This is a genomic window from Methylorubrum zatmanii (assembly GCF_014845115.1).
Taxonomy (GTDB): domain Bacteria; phylum Pseudomonadota; class Alphaproteobacteria; order Rhizobiales; family Beijerinckiaceae; genus Methylobacterium; species Methylobacterium zatmanii.
Window position 1 is genome coordinate 1 of sequence record NZ_NKUI01000169.1, and the last position, 15743, is coordinate 15743.

Consider the following 15743-nt stretch of genomic DNA (forward strand, 5'->3'; position numbering starts at 1 on the left):
GCCGGCTTCGGCGAGCCGCTGGTCGGGCGGCTGCTCATGGTCGATGCCCGCTCGATGCGCTTCGAGACGCTGGCCTATGCCTGGGATCCGGACAATCCGCTGAACGGCTCGGGCGTCAGGACAGGCCCGGCAGACGCACCGGCGCAGGCTTCGCCTCCGCCGCGTTGAGACAGCACTTCTTGTACTTCCTGCCCGAGCCGCAGGGGCAGGGATCGTTGCGGCCGACATCCTTGAACGGGTTCTTGACCGGCTGGCCGTAGGATTCCGCTGTCCAGTCCAACGCCGCCACCGGATCGTCGAGATAGCCGTAGTGGCGGGTATCGAAGGCGCTGAGGTCCGGCGGCTCGGCGGAAGCCTGCCTGAGCGCCTTGCGGAACCACGGCAGGTCGCTGAACTCGTCGGTGATGCGACCGTCCCGCCGGGCCGCCTCCACCCGGGGCGCGAGGCCGACCAACCCGAGATAGGCGATCGTCTCCTCCCAGGCGGTCCAGGCCGGTCCTTCCTCCACCGCCGCGCGCGCGTCGTCGAAGCGCACGAGCAGGGTTTCCGCCTCCTGCCTGGAAATCCGGCCCTGCCGCGTCAGGAAGCCGAGGGCGCTGAAGGCCGCGCCGCGCACGAAATCGTCGGCGGTGCTGTCGAGGATTAGCCGGGCCAGCGTGCCGGTCTCACCGTCGAAGGTCGAGGCGATGACCGGTGACAGGGTCTCGGTGATGCCGTCGCCGAGAAGCCCCTCCACCGCCTCCCCGTCCTGATGCAGCAGCCGCATCAGGGGCGGGAAGACGCGGGTGTCGCGTGCCGCGGCCAGGGCATGCAGGCCCCAGAACAGCAGGTTGACCTCCTCGTCCTCGATCGCCTCGGCATCCTCCGCCGCCCGCTCCAGCAGGGCGAGCACCGGCTCGGCGACCGCCTCGGGAGTCGAGGCAGCCCGCTTCAGCGCCTCGGCCGGAAGGTGATTCTCTTGCCGGAGAACCGCGACGAGATCCGCATCCATGGCCGCCCCTCCCTGGGTCGGGTTCGATCAGGACCGGAGCGTCGCGCCGGTCTTCTTCGACACTTCGGCGACGATCTTGGCGCTCACCGCCTCGATCTCCGCATCGGTGAGCGTGCGCTCCGCCGGCTGCAGCCGCACCGCGACGGCGACCGACTTCGCCCCGTCCGGGATGCCGGCGCCCTCGTAAAGGTCGAACACCTCCACGCCGGTGATCAGCTTGCGCTCGGCGCCCTGCGCCGCCTTCAGGATATCGGCGGCGGCCACGTCGCGGGGGACGACGAAGGCGAAGTCGCGGGAGATCGCCTGGAGGTCGGAGAGCGCGAGCGCCGGCTTGGCCTTGGTCGGCTTGTGGCGGGGCAGCGGCAGCGCATCGAGGGTGATCTCGAAGGCCGCCAGGGTGCCCTTCAGGTCCATCGCCTTCAGGAGCCGCGGATGCAGCTCGCCGAAAGAGCCGACGACGTTCTTCGGCCCGAATTGCAGCGTGCCGGAGCGGCCGGGATGCAGCCAGTCGGGGCCGCCGGCCACGATCTGCAGCCCGCCGGTCGGGACGCCGAGCGCCGCCAGCAGCGCCAGGGCGTCGGCCTTGGCCTCGAAGGCATCGACGGCTTCCGCCGTCCCGCTCCAGTGACGTCCGGCACCGGCATGGCGGGCGGTGCCACGGCGCAGGCCGGCGGCGCGCAGGGATTGGCCCTCCGGCTCGTCGCTGGCGAAGCACTGGCCGACCTCGAACAGGGCGGTATCCGGGAAGCCGCGATCGGCATTGCGCTGGGCCGCCCGCAGCAGGCCCGGAACGAGGCTCGGGCGCATGTCGGAGAGGTCGGCGGCGATGGGGTTGGCGAGGGCGAGATCCGCCTTGCCACCGCCGAACAGAACCGCATCCTCCTTGGCGATGAAGGAGTAGGTCACCGCCTCCAGCAGGCCGCGGCTGGCCAGCGCCCGCCGGGCGAGCCGGCCGCGCCGCTGCAGCACCGTCAGCATCGGCTCGACCGGGGCGGCCTCGGCCCGGGCCAGGGGCTTGGGCTCGATCCGGTCGAGGCCGGCGATGCGCACGATCTCCTCGACGAGGTCGGCCTTGCCCTCCACGTCCGGACGCCAGGACGGCGGCAGCACCTTCACCCGGTCTCCCGAGCCGGAGATGTGGAAGCCGAGGGATTCGAGCGTCACCTTCATCTCGACCCGCGACAGCTCGATGCCGGCCAAGCGCCGCACCTCGGTCCAGGGGAAGTCGATGATGTGCGACAGCTCCGGCACCTCGCCGGCGATGGTGGCCTCGCTCGGCGTGCCGCCGCACAGATCGACCACGAGGCGGGTGGCGAGGTCGAGCCCCGGCAGGGCGAAGGCGGGGTCGACGCCGCGCTCGAAGCGGTAGCGCGCATCGGTGACGACGCCGAGGCGCCGGCCGGTGCGGGCGATGTTGCGCGGATCCCAGAGCGCCGATTCGATCAGCACGTCGGTGGTGGTCTCGTCGCAGCCCGAGGCCTGCCCGCCGATGATGCCGGCAATCGACTCGACGCCGTTGCCGTCGGCGATCACCACCGCGTCGGAATCGAGGCGGTAGGTCTTGCCGTCCAGTGCCACGAGGCTTTCGCCGTCTTCCGCCCGGCGGACGGTCAGGCCGCCGACGACCTTGTTGGCGTCGAACACGTGCAGCGGCCGGCCGCGGTCGAAGGTCATGTAGTTGGTGATGTCGACGAGCGCGTTGATCGGGCGCAGGCCGATCGCCCGCAGGCGCTTCTGCATCCACTCTGGCGAGGGGCCGTTCGTCACGCCGCGCACGAGGCGGAGGGCGAAGAGCGGGCACAGATCCTTGTCATGCGCATCGAAGCTGAGCGTGACCGGGGCCGGGCCGGGGCCCTCGCCCCGCACCGGCGGCAGCGGTTCGCGCTTGAGGGTGCCGATGCCTGTGGCGGCGAGATCCCGGGCGATGCCGTGGATCGAGGCGCAATCCGAGCGGTTCGGCGTCAGGTTGATCTCGATCACCGGATCGTCGAGCCCGGCCCAGAGGGCGTAGGGCGTGCCGACCGGCGCGTCGGCGGGCAGGTCGAGGATGCCGTCATGGTCCTCGCTGAGGCCCAGCTCCGCGCCCGAGCAGAGCATGCCGCGGCTCTCGACGCCGCGAATCGTGCCGACCGACAGGGTGATGTTCTTGCCCGGCACGTAGGTGCCGGGGGGCGCGAAGACCGAGAGCATGCCGGTCCGCGCGTTCGGCGCGCCGCACACGACCTGAAGCGGCTGGCCGTCGCCGGCATCGACCGAGCAGACCCGCAGACGGTCGGCATTCGGGTGCTGCTCGGCCGAGATCACCTTGGCGATGACATAGGGGCGCAGGGCCGCAGCCTTGTCCTCGATTCCCTCGACCTCGAGGCCGATCCGCGTGAGCGTCTCGGCGATCGCGTCGAGCGAGGCCTCGGTGTCGAGGTGGTCTTTCAGCCAGGAGAGGGTGAATTTCATGTCAAAACATCCTCACGGCCGCCGCCGACGCGGGCCCGGCCGGGATCGAAAACCGGGGTGGCGGACCTCAGGCGGTCAGCCCGCCGACGAGGCTCGGCACGTCGATCGGCCGGAAGCCGTAATGCTCCAGCCAGCGCACATCGGCCTCGAAGAAGGGGCGCAGGTCCGGCATGCCGTATTTGAGCATGGCGAGACGGTCGATGCCCATGCCGAAGGCGAAGCCCTGGACCTGATCCGGGTCGAGGCCGCCGCTGCGCAGCACGTTCGGGTGCACCATGCCGCAGCCGAGGATCTCCAGCCAGTCGGTGCCCTCGCCGAAGCGCAACTCCCCGCCCTTGCGCGAGCACTGGATGTCCACTTCCGCCGAGGGCTCGGTGAAGGGGAAGAACGAGGGGCGGAAGCGCATCGTCACGCCCTCGACCTCGAAGAAGGCGCGGCAGAACGATTCCAGCACCCATTTGAGGTTGGCGATGTTGGCCGAGCGGTCGATGACGAGGCCCTCGACCTGATGGAACATCGGGGTGTGGGTCTGGTCGGAATCGTGCCGGTAGGTCCGGCCGGGCATGATCACCCGGATCGGCGGCTGCTTGGCGCGCATGGTCCGCACCTGCACCGGCGAGGTATGGGTGCGCAGGAGCTTGCGCCGGCCGAGATGGTCGGGGGCGAGGAAGAACGTGTCGTGCATCTCCCGGGCCGGATGGCCCTCGGGGAAGTTGAGCGCGGTGAAGTTCAGCTCGTCGGTCTCGATGTCCGGCCCCTCCGCCACCGAGAAGCCGAGATCGGCGAAGATCGCGGTGATCTCCTCGATCACCTGGCTGATCGGGTGGATGCGGCCGCGGATCTCCGGCGCCTCGCGCAGGGGCAGCGTCACGTCGATCCGCTCGGCGGCCAGCCGCGCGTCGAGGGCCGCCTGCGCCAGCGCCTCGCGCTTGGCGAGGATCGCGCCCTGAACCCGGTCGCGCAGGCCGTTGATGAGGGGGCCGCGCTCGCGCCGCTCGTCCGGCGTCATCGTGCCGAGCGTCTTGAGCAGTTCGGAGACGCTGCCCTTCTTGCCGAGCGCCGAGACGCGCAGGGCCTCAAGGCCGGCCTCGTCCCCCGCCTGCTCGATCTGCCCGAGAAGGTCGCGTTCGAGAGCGTCGAGATCCATCATTCCGTCCTTGCACTCGGCGCCGCACGCCGCGCGGGCTGCTTTTGCGCGTCGCCCGTGATCCCGCAAGCCTCCCAAGGCCGCGGCAGGTCCAAAAACGAAGAAGGCGCGGCGCCCTTGATTGCGCCGCGCCTTCTTGAAGCTTCGAGCGTTCCGCCGGGGCGGAGCGATCAGGCGGCCTTCGGCAGGGCCGACTTCGCCTTCTCGACGACGGCGGCGAAGGCGGCCGGCTCGTGGATGGCGAGCTCGGAGAGCGCCTTGCGGTCCACCTGGATGCCAGACTTGGCCAGGGCATCGATGAAGCGGGAATAGGTCAGGCCATGCTCGCGCACCGCCGCGTTGAGCCGCTGGATCCAGAGGGCGCGGAAGGTGCGCTTCTTGTTCTTGCGGTCGCGGTAGGCGTATTGCAGACCCTTCTCCACCGCCTGCTTGGCGATGCGGATCGTATTCTTGCGCCGGCCGTAATAGCCCTTGGCGGCCTTCAGAACCTTCTTGTGCTTCGCGTGACTGGTCACGCCGCGCTTGACGCGGGCCATGGGAGATCTCCTGGAGCTTTAAAACAAAACAGATCGCGAGGGGGTTGAAGAACTTACCGCTGGTTCGGCAGGAAGTACTTCTTCACGTTGGCGGCATCGCCCTCGAACAGGGTCGTCGTGCCGCGCAGGTTGCGGATCTGCTTGTTGGTCCGCTTGATCATCCCGTGGCGCTTGCCGGCCTGGGCGTAGACCACCTTGCCGGTGCCGGTAACCTTGAAGCGCTTCTTGGCGCCCGATTTCGTCTTCAGCTTGGGCATTTGGCTCTCCTGAACGCGACAGCGATCCGGCCGGCGGCCGGTGCCTCGCGCTTGAATGCTGCTGGAGCAACGGGAACCGCCACGGCAGCCCGATCGGCCGGGCGGTTCAACGCGGGCGGCTTATGACAGAAACTTTGCAGGGTTTCAATCGACCGCACCGAAGGGGCGCCCGCCGCCCCGCGACCGGCCTGTCCCACGCCGTTCCGCAGGGATGCTGACAGGTGTGGAAACCCGACATGCGACGGGCTTGCAAAGACTGGCCTTCGCCCCAGGGGGCCGGCGGAACCAGAAACCTTGGCCGTCGGTTTCGTTCATGTCCCGCTCAGGCCGCGTCGGTAATGAGTCTCTCCAACATCCCTATTCCGGTTCACAGGAGACGTCTTCGTGCGCATTGCCCAGGTTGCCCCGCTCGCGGAAGCCGTGCCGCCGAAGTTCTACGGCGGCACCGAGCGTGTCGTGTCATGGATCACGGAAGAACTCGTCCGCCAAGGTCATGACGTGACCTTGTTCGCCAGCGGCGATTCCAAGACGTCGGCCAAGCTGGCGGCGTGCCATCCGGAGGGCCTGCGCCTTCTCGGCTACCGTGATCACACCGCAGGACATCTCGCGATGCTGCACCATGTGCATCGCCGGGCGCATGAGTTCGACATCATCCACTTCCACATCGATCTCTTGCAGTATCCGATGTTCGAAGACCTCTATCACAAGTGCCTGACGACCATGCATGGTCGCCTGGACGTGCCGGACTTCATGCCGGTCTACAACACCTTCACCGGTATGCCGCTGGTCTCGATCTCGGACAACCAGCGCGCGCCGATGCCGGAGAATTCCAACTGGCTGGCCACGATCCATCACGGTCTGCCCAAGGAGAACTGCCCGTATTACCCGGAGGCCAAGGGCGGCTATCTCGCCTTCCTCGGCCGGATCTCGCCCGAGAAGCGCCCCGACCGGGCGATCGAGATGGCGATCCGCTCCGGCACCCCGCTGAAGATCGCCGCCAAGGTCGACAAGGCGGATCAGGAATACTGGGACGAGACCATCGAGCCGATGATTCATCATCCGCTGGTCGAGTATATCGGCGAGATCAACGAGGAGCAGAAGAAGGACTTCCTCGGCAACGCCCTGGCGCTCGCCTTCCCGATCGATTGGCCGGAGCCCTTCGGCCTGGTGATGATCGAGGCGATGTCGGCCGGCACCCCGGTGATCGCCTTCGGCAACGGCTCCGTGCCGGAAGTGATCAAGGACGGCGTCAGCGGCTACATCGTCAACTCGATGGACGAGGCGGTCGAGGCCTGCCGCAAGGTGCGCGATCTGCCCCGCGCCGGCGTGCGCGGCCATTTCGAGGGCCGCTTCACGGCGGAGGTGATGGTGCGCAAGTACGTCTCTGCCTACGAGCAGCTGCTGGCCGGCCAGGGAAACGTGATCGCGATGCCGTCGGCGGGCGCCTTCTCGCCCCAGTACGGTGAGCTGAACGGCACTGCCCACAACCCGATCCACGTCGCGGCGATGCCGGCCTGACGCCATCGCGGAAAGTCTCCGCCGGCCCCTCGCCGGGGCCGGCCGGGCGCCTTAACTGAACGATCCCGACCAGGGCCACCGGCCGCCTCGACGCGGCCGGTGGCCCTCGATTTGCGAGCCTTTTGGGTCAAAAACAGGCTCCCATCGGATCAAGGCAGAAGGCGCTTCGCATGGCGGCACAGGACGACGCAGCCCATATCCACGCCGACACCACCGAGGAGCGGACGGCGCCGAAACTCGGGCTCCAGGACGCCGACGAGCACCTGCCGCAATACCATATCGAGGCGCAGGCCTCGCTGGTGGAGCGCCCCCTGCGCGCCCTCAAATACGGCGAGGCCTTCGCCGTGCTCGACAGCTACGGCGACATCGGCTGGTACCCCGGGCCGGAGGGCCTCTATTTCCAGGATACGCGCTATCTCTCGCGCCTCGCGCTGACGGTCGAGGATCAGCGGCCGATGATGCTGTCCTCGGCCATGCAGGACGACAACGGGGCGTTGAGCGTCGACCTCACCACCCCCGACATCCGGCTCGACGCCGATGACGAGACCACGATCCCCCGCGAGCTGATCGCCATCGAGCGCACCAAGTTCCTGTTCAAGGGCGCCTGCTACGACCGGATCGGCCTGCGCAACTACGATACCCGCCGCCGCCGCCTGCGCATCGGCATCAGCTTCGATGCCGATTACCGCGACCTGTTCGAGGTGCGCGGCTCCGACCGCACGAATCGGGGCAGGCGCACGGTGGAGCGGCGCAGCGAGACCGAGGTGCAATTCCGCTATGCCGGCCTCGACGAGATCGTGCGCACCACCTCGGTGCATTTCGGGCCGAAGCCGCATCGGCTCGAACCGGGCAAGGCGGAGTTCGTGGTCGATCTGAAGCCGGGCGCCCACACCTCGCTGTTCATCCGCGTGGTCTGCCAGTCGCACCGCGCCTTCACCAGCGCGCCGGGGCCGGAGAAAGCCGGCGAGGCGGCCGCCGCGGCGCTCTCGCGGGCGGCGGGCAGCCTCGCCGACCAGCCCGAGCGCGGTTTGGGCGAGGGGCGCATCTTCGCCCGCGCCTACCGCGACAACCGGCGCGACCTGCGCCAGCTCACCGCCGGCATCACCACGATCATCTCCTCGAACGATCAGTTCAACGAGGGGCTCTGCCGGGCCACCGCCGATCTCTACATGCTGGCGACCCGGACGCAGGAAGGCGTCTACCCCTTCGCCGGCATCCCCTGGTACTCCACGGTGTTCGGGCGCGACGGCATCATCACGGCGATGATGGCGCTCTGGATCGACCCGAATTTCGGCAAGGGCGTGCTGCGCTTCCTCGCCGCCACGCAGGCCAAGGAGGTCGATCCGGCGGCGGATGCCCAGCCCGGCAAGGTGCTCCACGAAACCCGTCGCGGCGAGATGGCGATGCTCGGCGAGGTGCCGTTCCGCCACTATTACGGCACCATCGACGGCACGCCGCTCTTCGTGATGCTGGCCTCGCAATATTACGAGGTCACCGGCGACCTCGACACGATCCGGGCGATCTGGCCGCAATTGAAGCTCTCGCTCGACTGGATCGACACCTACGGCGACCGGGATGGCGACGGCTTCGTGGAATATGCCCGCGAGACCGAGCAGGGCTTGGCCAACCAGGGCTGGAAGGACAGCTACGACTCGATCTTCCACGCCGACGGGGCCATGGCCAAGGGGCCGATCGCGCTGTGCGAGGTGCAGGGCTACGTCTATGCCGCCAAGCGCGGCGCGGCCCGGCTCGCCAGCCTGTTGGGCGAGGACGACCTGTCCGTCCGCCTGACGGGGCAGGCCAACACCCTGCGCGAAAACTTCGATAAGGCGTTCTGGTGCGAGGAGATCGGCACCTACGCCCTGGCCCTCGACGGCCAGAAGCGGCAATGCGCCGTGCGATCCTCCAATACCGGGCACGCCCTGTTCACCGACATCGCGTTGCCGGAGCGGGCGCCCCGCGTCGCGGCCCAGCTCCTGTCCAATGACGGGTTCAATGGCTGGGGCATCCGCACCATCGCCAAGGGCGAGGCGCGCTACAATCCGATGTCCTACCACAACGGCTCGGTCTGGCCGCACGACAACGCGATCTGCGCCCTCGGGCTGGCCCGTTACGGCCTCAAGGACGAGGCGGCGCGGGTGTTCCAGGGGATGTTCGACACCACCCTCTACTACGACCAGAAGCGCCTGCCGGAGCTGTTCTGCGGCTTCATGCGCCGCCGCCAGCGCGGGCCGGTGAGCTACCCCGTGGCCTGCTCACCGCAGGCCTGGGCGGCGGCGGCCCCCTTTGCCTTCCTGGCGGCCTGCCTCGGCCTCGAACTCGACCATGCCCGCAACCGGATCCGTTTCCGCAATCCGATCCTGCCGCGCTTCCTCGAAGGGGTGGAGCTGTTCAACCTCAAGCTCGGCCAGTCGCGCGCCGATATCCGCCTGCACCGCCATGGCGACGACGTGACGGTGGCGGTGACCCGGCGCGTCGGCGACGTGCAGATCTCGATGCTGAAATAGGGATTCCGAAAGCGTCGGGCGGCCTCTCGCTTCCGCGTTCGAGGCCGTCCGCTTCACCAACGAAAAATGCGCCGCTCCCATGGGAGCAGCGCATTTGCAGACGAGCCTTTTCCGCGCGGCGTGCGGAACAATCGAAACGGTTCAGCGCGGCGCCAGGATCATGATCATCTGGCGGCCTTCGAGCATCGGCTCGCTCTCGACCTTGGCGATCTCCTGGGTCTCCTGCTTCACGCGTTCCAGAAGCCGGAGGCCGATATCCTGGTGGGCGATCTCACGGCCACGGAAGCGGAGGGTGACCTTGACCTTGTCGCCTTCCTCGAAGAACCGCTGCACGGCCTTCATCTTCACCTCGTAGTCGTGCTTGTCGATGCCGGGGCGGAGCTTGATCTCCTTCACCTCGACCGTCTTCTGCCGCTTGCGGGCCTCGTTCTGCTTCTTCTGTTCGTTGAAGCGGAAGCGCCCGTAATCGAGGAACTTGCAGACGGGAGGCACAGAGTTCGGCGCGATCTCGACGAGGTCGAGGCCCGCTTCCTCAGCCATCGCCAAAGCGTCGAAGAAGGGCACGACGCCCCGGTTCTGACCCTCTTGGTCGATGAGCTGGACTTCGCGGACGCCGCGGATGTCCCGGTTTGCGCGCGGCCCGTCCTTCTGCGGGGCCGGCATGGCTCTCATTGGTCTGCGAATGGCTCAGTTCTCCTGTATCAACGACAAAACGGCAGCCTGAAGAGCCGCCCTGTCTGGCGAGCCCCGGCCACCGATTGATCCGGCTCGGCCGGACGCTCTAACTTGGCAAATCTTCTTGCCGAGTCAACTCGCGGAACGGCCGGAGGTTCATCTCTGTCACGTGCCGCTCCGATTCAGCAGGTCGGCATAGACGGTCAGGGTCCCGGCGATCATGCGATCGAGGGAGAAATGCGCCTCGACATGCCCCTGGGCCCGGCGGGCCAGGGCATCGCGGGCGCTGGCCCCGAGCGACAGCGCCTCCTTCAGCGCCTCGGCCAGGGCTGCCGCGTCCCCGGGCGGCACCCGCCAGCCGGTGCGCTGGGCGGGATCGACATCGGGCGGCGCCAGGACCGTTTCCGGCACGGCCCCGAGATTCGAGACGACCACGGGGATGCCGAGCGCCTGCGCCTCGACCGCCGAGCGCCCGAACGCCTCGGGCTCCACCGAGGGAACGGCCACGACCGCGGCCGCGCGGAAGGCTGCCGGCATGTCGGTGCAATGGCCGACCCGGCGCACGATTCCCTTCAGGTTCAACGCCTCGATCAGGGCGTCGAGTTCGCGCTCGTAATTCGTCCGCCCCTGCGGGTCGCCCGCGAGCACCACGGCGAGGTCCGGGACGCCGAGGTCGCGCAGGCGGGCCGCCGCCTGGATCAGCACGCGCTGTCCCTTCCAGGCGGTCAGCCGGGCGGCGAGCAGCACCACCCGCTCGTGCGGCGCGACGTTCCAGGCCCGTCTCAGGCTCTCGACCCGGGCCGGCGCCACCGCCGAGGGCGTGAAGACCGAGAGATCTGTGCCGCGATGGATCACGGTGATCCGGTCCCCCGCCTGCTCGGGATGGGCCCGGCGGATCAGGTCGGCGGTGTAGTGCGAGTTGGCAATCACGACGTCGCCCCGCGCCATCACCGAATTGTAGAGGATCTTGACGCCGGTCCGGCCCGAATAGCTGCCGTGATAGGTCGTCACGAACGGGATCTTCAGGCGCCGCGCCGCGCCCAGCGCCACCCAGGCCGGGGCGCGGGAGCGGGCGTGCAGGATCTGCACACCTTCCCGGCGGCAGAGCCGCGCGAGACGCTCGACGTTGAGGGCCATGGCCAGCGGGTTCTTGGTGTTGGCCGGGAACGGCACCCAGATGCCGCCCTTGGCCTGCAATTCGCCGACGAGGCGCCCGCCCTCGGTCGCCACCAGGGGCCGCGCCCCGGCCTCGGCCAGGGCGGCGGCCACGTCGACGGTGGTGCGCTCGGCGCCCCCCGCCTCCAGGGCCGGGATGATCTGAAGCACCGTGACGCCCGCCAGCGGCGAGGTCTCGGACGAGCGCACGGGGCCGCCGGACGGGCTGCCTCCGGTCATCGCGGCACCCGCGGCGGGACGGTCGCTCGAAACATGGTCATGGGGTAAGGATCGTCCTGCGGTTTTACGGTTCGGTAAACGAAGCGTCGCTGGCTTGTTTCAGAATCACAGGATTTCGACGCAGGTGGCTCTTTCGGAAACGTCGCCGGGCGAACCGCCCGTTACCTTTCACGTGCTCGGCGGCCCTTCCCCGCGTCGCCTCGCGGTGCGGGTCCGGGAGGGGGAGGGACCGCCGGTGGTCTGGCTCGGCGGCTTCCGCTCGGACATGCGGGCCACCAAGGCCGCCGCCCTCGATGCCTGGGCCGCAAGCCGGGGCCGGCGCATGGTCCGGTTCGACTATTCCGGGCATGGCGAGTCCGAGGGGCGCTTCGAGGACGGCACGATCTCGGATTGGTTCGCCGACGCGATGAGCGTGATCGAGCATTTCGCGGATGAGCGGCCGATCCTCGTCGGTTCCTCCATGGGCGGCTGGATCGCCTGCCTCGTCGCCCGGGAGCGGGCGCGGCGATCCTCGCGCCTCGGCGGGATGGTGCTGATCGCCCCGGCCCTCGATTTCACCGAGGCGCTGATGTGGGCCTCGTTCCCGCCGGAGATCCGCGAGACCCTGGAGCGGGACGGCGTCTGGTACCGCCCGACGCCCTACGCCCCGGAGCCCGACCCGATCCGCATGGCGCTGATCGAGGATGGCCGGCGCCATCTGCTGCTGGACGCGCCGCTGGAGCCGGGCTGCCCGGTCCATATCCTTCAGGGCATGGCCGACCCGGACGTACCTTACGGCCATGCCCTGCGCATTCTGGAGCGCCTGCCGGCGCCAGGATCGATGCTGACGCTGATCAAGGACGGCGATCATCGCCTGTCCCGCCCGGAGGACGTCGCCCTCCTGGTCAGGACGGTCGAGGCGATGGCCTGAAGCCCCCGCCCCGGCCCGCCGGGACCGTTTTAGTGCAGGCTCACCGGGAAGAGCTGGTGGGCCATGGCGTTGGCCACGGCGACCTCGCGGGAATCGGTGAGCAGGATCGGCGAACCGCTGGCCGAGAGCAGCGCGAACAGGTCGAGGCCCGGGCTCATCTCCGGGGCCTGCGGAAACAGGCTGCGCACCTCGTCGGAGCGGATCGGCCGGACATAGGCGATGTGGCCCTCGCCCAGGGCGGCGAGCTCGGCCGGCTCGATGGCGGGAGCCTCGACGGTCAGATCGGTGGTAGCGATGTCGGTCACGGTGGTGGTCATGGAATGCCCTCCTTCCGAGGCAGAGCGTTGAGCCGGATATGGTCCCGCACATCGGCGGCGACAAACCCGGATGGGGATGGGGTCGAGGCAACGATGGGGAGCGGCCCGTGGTGCATTGCCGCGGTCCGATCGCAGCCCGTTCACGGATGCCGGCCAGGGATCCTTGTCAGGGATCCTTGGCGGCGATGGCGATCTTGCGCACGATGCGTTCCGGCTCCGGGCGCACGAGATCGATCGACAGGAGCCCGTTCGACAACTCCGCGCCCAGGACCTCCATCCCGTCCGCCAGGAGAAAGGCCCGCTGGAACTGCCGAGCGGCAATGCCGCGATGCAGGAACTGGCGGGATTTGTCGTCGATCTGCCGGCCCCGCACCACCAACTGGCTCTCCTCAAGGGAGACGTCGAGCTGGTCCTGCGTAAAACCGGCCACCGCCAGCGTAATGCGAAGCCGGTCAGGCTCGTTTTCGCTGCGGGCGACACGTTCGATATTGTAGGGCGGGTAACCGTCACTCGCGGCCTTCGACACGCGGTCGAGGGCCTGCTCGATCTCGTCGAAGCCGAGCAGAAACGGGTACCCGAATGGGGAAGGCCGCGTCATCGTCACTCAAACCTCCGGCAAGGCCCTGCGGGGACGAGCCCCTTGCGGCACCTCGCGGTCACGAGCCCGCCTCGCGGCAGCGCTCCTGAAGCCGATATGGAAATTCCCTTCGGCCCGATCAAGATCCGGCGTGCCGACGCCCTGAGGAGGCGGCCATGGTGCGGCGATGACCGTGGTGCCAGCGCTCCGGACCAAGCTGCCGGGACAAAGTGGCAAAATCAGACGGGATGAAATGGAAGGCCGCGGCGTTTCGAGTATGGCGGCGCGAATAGTTTGGAATTGCTCTGAAATTCTTAACAAACCTTGATTGGGACCCCTCTTGTCGGCTAGGCACGCCCGGAAACATGCCACGGTGCTGTGGGGGGCGCCGGGTGTGACCTTTGCCATATCCGCACATCAAACTGCGGCCGGAGATCGCGGCACGGTGGTCCGGCCATGGAGTGCCGCCCGCCAGCCTTCGCGGGGCGGGACCAGCCGTGATTCGGACCGGGTCGTTCGCCCTCGAACGGGGCGGCGCGCTTTGAGGGAGACGGGATCGTCGTGATTCAGGGAGCCTGGGGAATGGGGCGTGGAATGCCGGTGCGCGGTGGGATCGGAGGGCGCCTCGTCGCGGGCGCCGCACTGGCCGCCGTGCTGATCGTCTCGCCCGCGATGGCGCAGGAGAATGCGCCGGCCGCCAAAGCCGACTCCCCCAAGGCCGCCTCTCCCAAGGCCGAGGCCGCGCCCCTGAAGATCGAGCTGAACCGGCTCGAACCGGCGGGTGAAGCGTGCCGCACCTACATGCTCGTCGACAACAGCCGCGGGCCCGCGCTGAAATCCCTGAAGGTCGATCTCTTCGCCTTCGATACCGAGGGGGTCGCCCAGAAGCGCCTCGCCGTCGAGCTGGGCCCGGTTCAGGAGAAGAAGACCGTGGTGCGGCTCTTCGACTTCGCCGGCCTCGCCTGCCCGAAGATCGGCCGCCTCCTGCTCAACGACGTGCTGACCTGCGAGGGCGGCGACGCCACCCGCGAGACCTGCCTGGAGCGGATCGAGCCCGCCACCAAGACCTCCGCCGCCTTCGATCGCTGAGGCGGCCATGGCCGCCCCGTCGCCGTTCCGGCTCCGCCGGGCGGCCCGGGGCGGCGAACAGACAACGAGCCACGAGGAGTAACACATGGATCCGACATCCGTGCCCGCTGAGGCCGTCGCGACAGCCCACGACATGTCGTTCATCGGCCTGTTCCTTCAGGCCGATCCGATCGTCAAAAGCGTGATGATCCTCCTCGTGATCGCCTCGCTCGCCTGCTGGACTGTCGTGTTCGAGAAGATCGTGCGCCTGTCCGCCGCCAAGCGGCAGGCCAAGGCCTTCGACGCCATGGTGCGCTCGGAAGGCACCATCGACACCCAGCAGAAGGGCATCGCCGGCCAAGTGGTCAAGGCGGGGCTCGACGCGTGGCGCGACCAGGATCCGAGCGAGAGCCGGGCCGAGCGCCGCGAGCGGATCGAGCGGGCCATGAAGGGCGCCCTCGGCCTCGAGGTGAAGCGCCTTCAGGGCGGGCTGCCGTTGCTGGCCACCTCCGGCTCCACCGCTCCCTTCGTCGGCCTGTTCGGCACGGTCTGGGGGATCATGAACTCGTTCTCGTCGATCGCGAAGAGCCAGGACACCAGCCTCGCGGTGGTGGCCCCCGGCATCGCCGAGGCGCTGTTCGCCACCGCCATCGGCCTCGTCGTCGCGATCCCGGCGGTCATGGCCTACAACAAGCTGTCCGGCGACGTCGCCCGCGTCCAATCGGGCTTCGTGTCCTGCATCGCGGTGCTCGGCAACCGCCTCGCCCGCGACCGCGGTCCCCACGCCCGCGCCGCCGCTGCCGAGTAGCCTCCTCTCCACACGCGAACCCCGAAACCTTTGCGGCGCCCGCCTTTCGTCCGGCGGGCCGCCGCCGACGCCCGGGAGGGCGAAGCCATGGCCATGGGAACCGTTCGTTCGGCGAGCGACGACGAGGACGGCCTCGACGCCACGCCGATGTCCGAGATCAACGTCACGCCGATGGTCGACGTGATGCTGGTGCTGCTGATCATCTTCATGGTGGCCGCGCCGCTGATGACGACGGGCGTGCCGGTGCAATTGCCGAAGACGACCGCGGCCAAGGTCGCGCAGTCGCAGAAGCCGCTCGAAGTCTCCATCGACAAGGACGGCAACCCGTTCATCGCCAAGGACGGCTTCACCCCGGAGACGATCCTGCCGCGGCTGAAGCAGCTCAAGGCGGAGAATCCGGAACAGGTCGTGCTGGTACGCGGCGACCGGGACGTACCCTACGGCAAGATCATGGAAGTGATGGGCCTCGTCGGCCAAGCCGGCTTCACCAAGGTCTCGCTGATCGCCCAGTCGGCGGGCGGCGCTCCCGCCGCAGGGACGGGCCGTTAAACCCATGGCCGCTCCCATGCCCGCCGACTGGGCGATC

At 68.7% G+C, this 15743-nt stretch carries 15 protein-coding genes; 6 read left to right on the plus strand and 9 right to left on the minus strand.

Annotated elements, in window-relative coordinates; translation table 11 throughout:
• Positions 1–115: 115 nt before the first annotated feature.
• The 5 genes from MZTS_RS19130 to rpmI all read right to left on the minus strand — a co-directional run bounded on the left by MZTS_RS19130 (position 116) and on the right by rpmI (position 5382).
• On the minus strand, positions 116–991 hold the full coding sequence (locus tag MZTS_RS19130; RefSeq protein WP_192285033.1) for a DUF1186 domain-containing protein: 876 nt from the start codon (positions 989–991) through the stop codon (positions 116–118).
• 27 nt (positions 992–1018) lie between these two features.
• Positions 1019–3442 (minus strand): phenylalanine--tRNA ligase subunit beta, encoded by a 2424-nt coding sequence (gene pheT / locus MZTS_RS19135; protein ID WP_192285034.1) that lies wholly within the window; start codon positions 3440–3442, stop codon positions 1019–1021.
• A gap of 67 nt (positions 3443–3509) precedes the next feature.
• Positions 3510–4592, minus strand: a complete 1083-nt coding sequence (gene pheS / locus MZTS_RS19140; protein ID WP_192285035.1) for a phenylalanine--tRNA ligase subunit alpha — start codon at positions 4590–4592, stop codon at positions 3510–3512.
• Positions 4593–4759: 167 nt separating this feature from the next.
• Entirely contained in the window at positions 4760–5125 is a 366-nt protein-coding gene (rplT, locus tag MZTS_RS19145; protein WP_108939684.1) for a 50S ribosomal protein L20, read from the minus strand.
• 53 nt (positions 5126–5178) lie between these two features.
• On the minus strand, positions 5179–5382 hold the full coding sequence (gene rpmI, locus MZTS_RS19150; protein ID WP_009863555.1) for a 50S ribosomal protein L35: 204 nt from the start codon (positions 5380–5382) through the stop codon (positions 5179–5181).
• A 384-nt stretch (positions 5383–5766) separates the two neighbouring features.
• On the opposite strand from rpmI, the gene MZTS_RS19155 reads away from it, so the two are divergent.
• Positions 5767–6900: a glycosyltransferase gene (locus MZTS_RS19155; RefSeq protein ID WP_192285036.1), complete on the plus strand. Its 1134-nt coding sequence runs from the start codon at positions 5767–5769 to the stop codon at positions 6898–6900.
• 170 nt (positions 6901–7070) lie between these two features.
• On the plus strand, positions 7071–9407 hold the full coding sequence (locus MZTS_RS19160) for an amylo-alpha-1,6-glucosidase (RefSeq protein WP_192285037.1): 2337 nt from the start codon (positions 7071–7073) through the stop codon (positions 9405–9407).
• A 141-nt stretch (positions 9408–9548) separates the two neighbouring features.
• Here the strand turns inward: MZTS_RS19160 and infC are convergent, their stop codons facing one another.
• Both infC and MZTS_RS19170 read right to left on the minus strand, forming a co-directional pair.
• Positions 9549–10070: a translation initiation factor IF-3 gene (infC, locus tag MZTS_RS19165; RefSeq protein ID WP_009866568.1), complete on the minus strand. Its 522-nt coding sequence runs from the start codon at positions 10068–10070 to the stop codon at positions 9549–9551.
• Positions 10071–10247: 177 nt separating this feature from the next.
• Positions 10248–11477 carry a glycosyltransferase family 4 protein gene (locus MZTS_RS19170; protein ID WP_009866567.1) on the minus strand — a complete coding sequence of 410 codons (1230 nt, stop codon included), beginning with the start codon at positions 11475–11477 and terminating at the stop codon, positions 10248–10250.
• 124 nt (positions 11478–11601) lie between these two features.
• Between MZTS_RS19170 and MZTS_RS19175 the strand changes: the two genes are divergently transcribed.
• Entirely contained in the window at positions 11602–12387 is a 786-nt protein-coding gene (locus MZTS_RS19175) for an alpha/beta fold hydrolase (RefSeq protein ID WP_192285039.1), read from the plus strand.
• Positions 12388–12416: 29 nt separating this feature from the next.
• Here MZTS_RS19175 and MZTS_RS19180 read toward each other — a convergent pair whose 3' ends face one another.
• Positions 12417–12704, minus strand: coding sequence for a BQ00720 family protein (locus MZTS_RS19180; RefSeq protein ID WP_192285040.1), 288 nt, complete (start codon positions 12702–12704; stop codon positions 12417–12419).
• A gap of 166 nt (positions 12705–12870) precedes the next feature.
• Positions 12871–13302 carry an Hsp20 family protein gene (locus tag MZTS_RS19185; protein ID WP_192285041.1) on the minus strand — a complete coding sequence of 144 codons (432 nt, stop codon included), beginning with the start codon at positions 13300–13302 and terminating at the stop codon, positions 12871–12873.
• A 561-nt stretch (positions 13303–13863) separates the two neighbouring features.
• On the opposite strand from MZTS_RS19185, the gene MZTS_RS19190 reads away from it, so the two are divergent.
• The 3 genes from MZTS_RS19190 to tolR all read left to right on the plus strand — a co-directional run bounded on the left by MZTS_RS19190 (position 13864) and on the right by tolR (position 15706).
• Positions 13864–14370: a Tat pathway signal protein gene (locus tag MZTS_RS19190; protein WP_192285042.1), complete on the plus strand. Its 507-nt coding sequence runs from the start codon at positions 13864–13866 to the stop codon at positions 14368–14370.
• Between the two features lie 85 nt (positions 14371–14455).
• Complete coding sequence (locus MZTS_RS19195) at positions 14456–15157, plus strand: MotA/TolQ/ExbB proton channel family protein (protein ID WP_192285043.1); 702 nt, start codon at positions 14456–14458, stop codon at positions 15155–15157.
• An 87-nt stretch (positions 15158–15244) separates the two neighbouring features.
• Positions 15245–15706 carry a protein TolR gene (tolR, locus tag MZTS_RS19200; RefSeq protein WP_192285044.1) on the plus strand — a complete coding sequence of 154 codons (462 nt, stop codon included), beginning with the start codon at positions 15245–15247 and terminating at the stop codon, positions 15704–15706.
• The last annotated feature ends 37 nt before the right edge of the window (positions 15707–15743 follow it).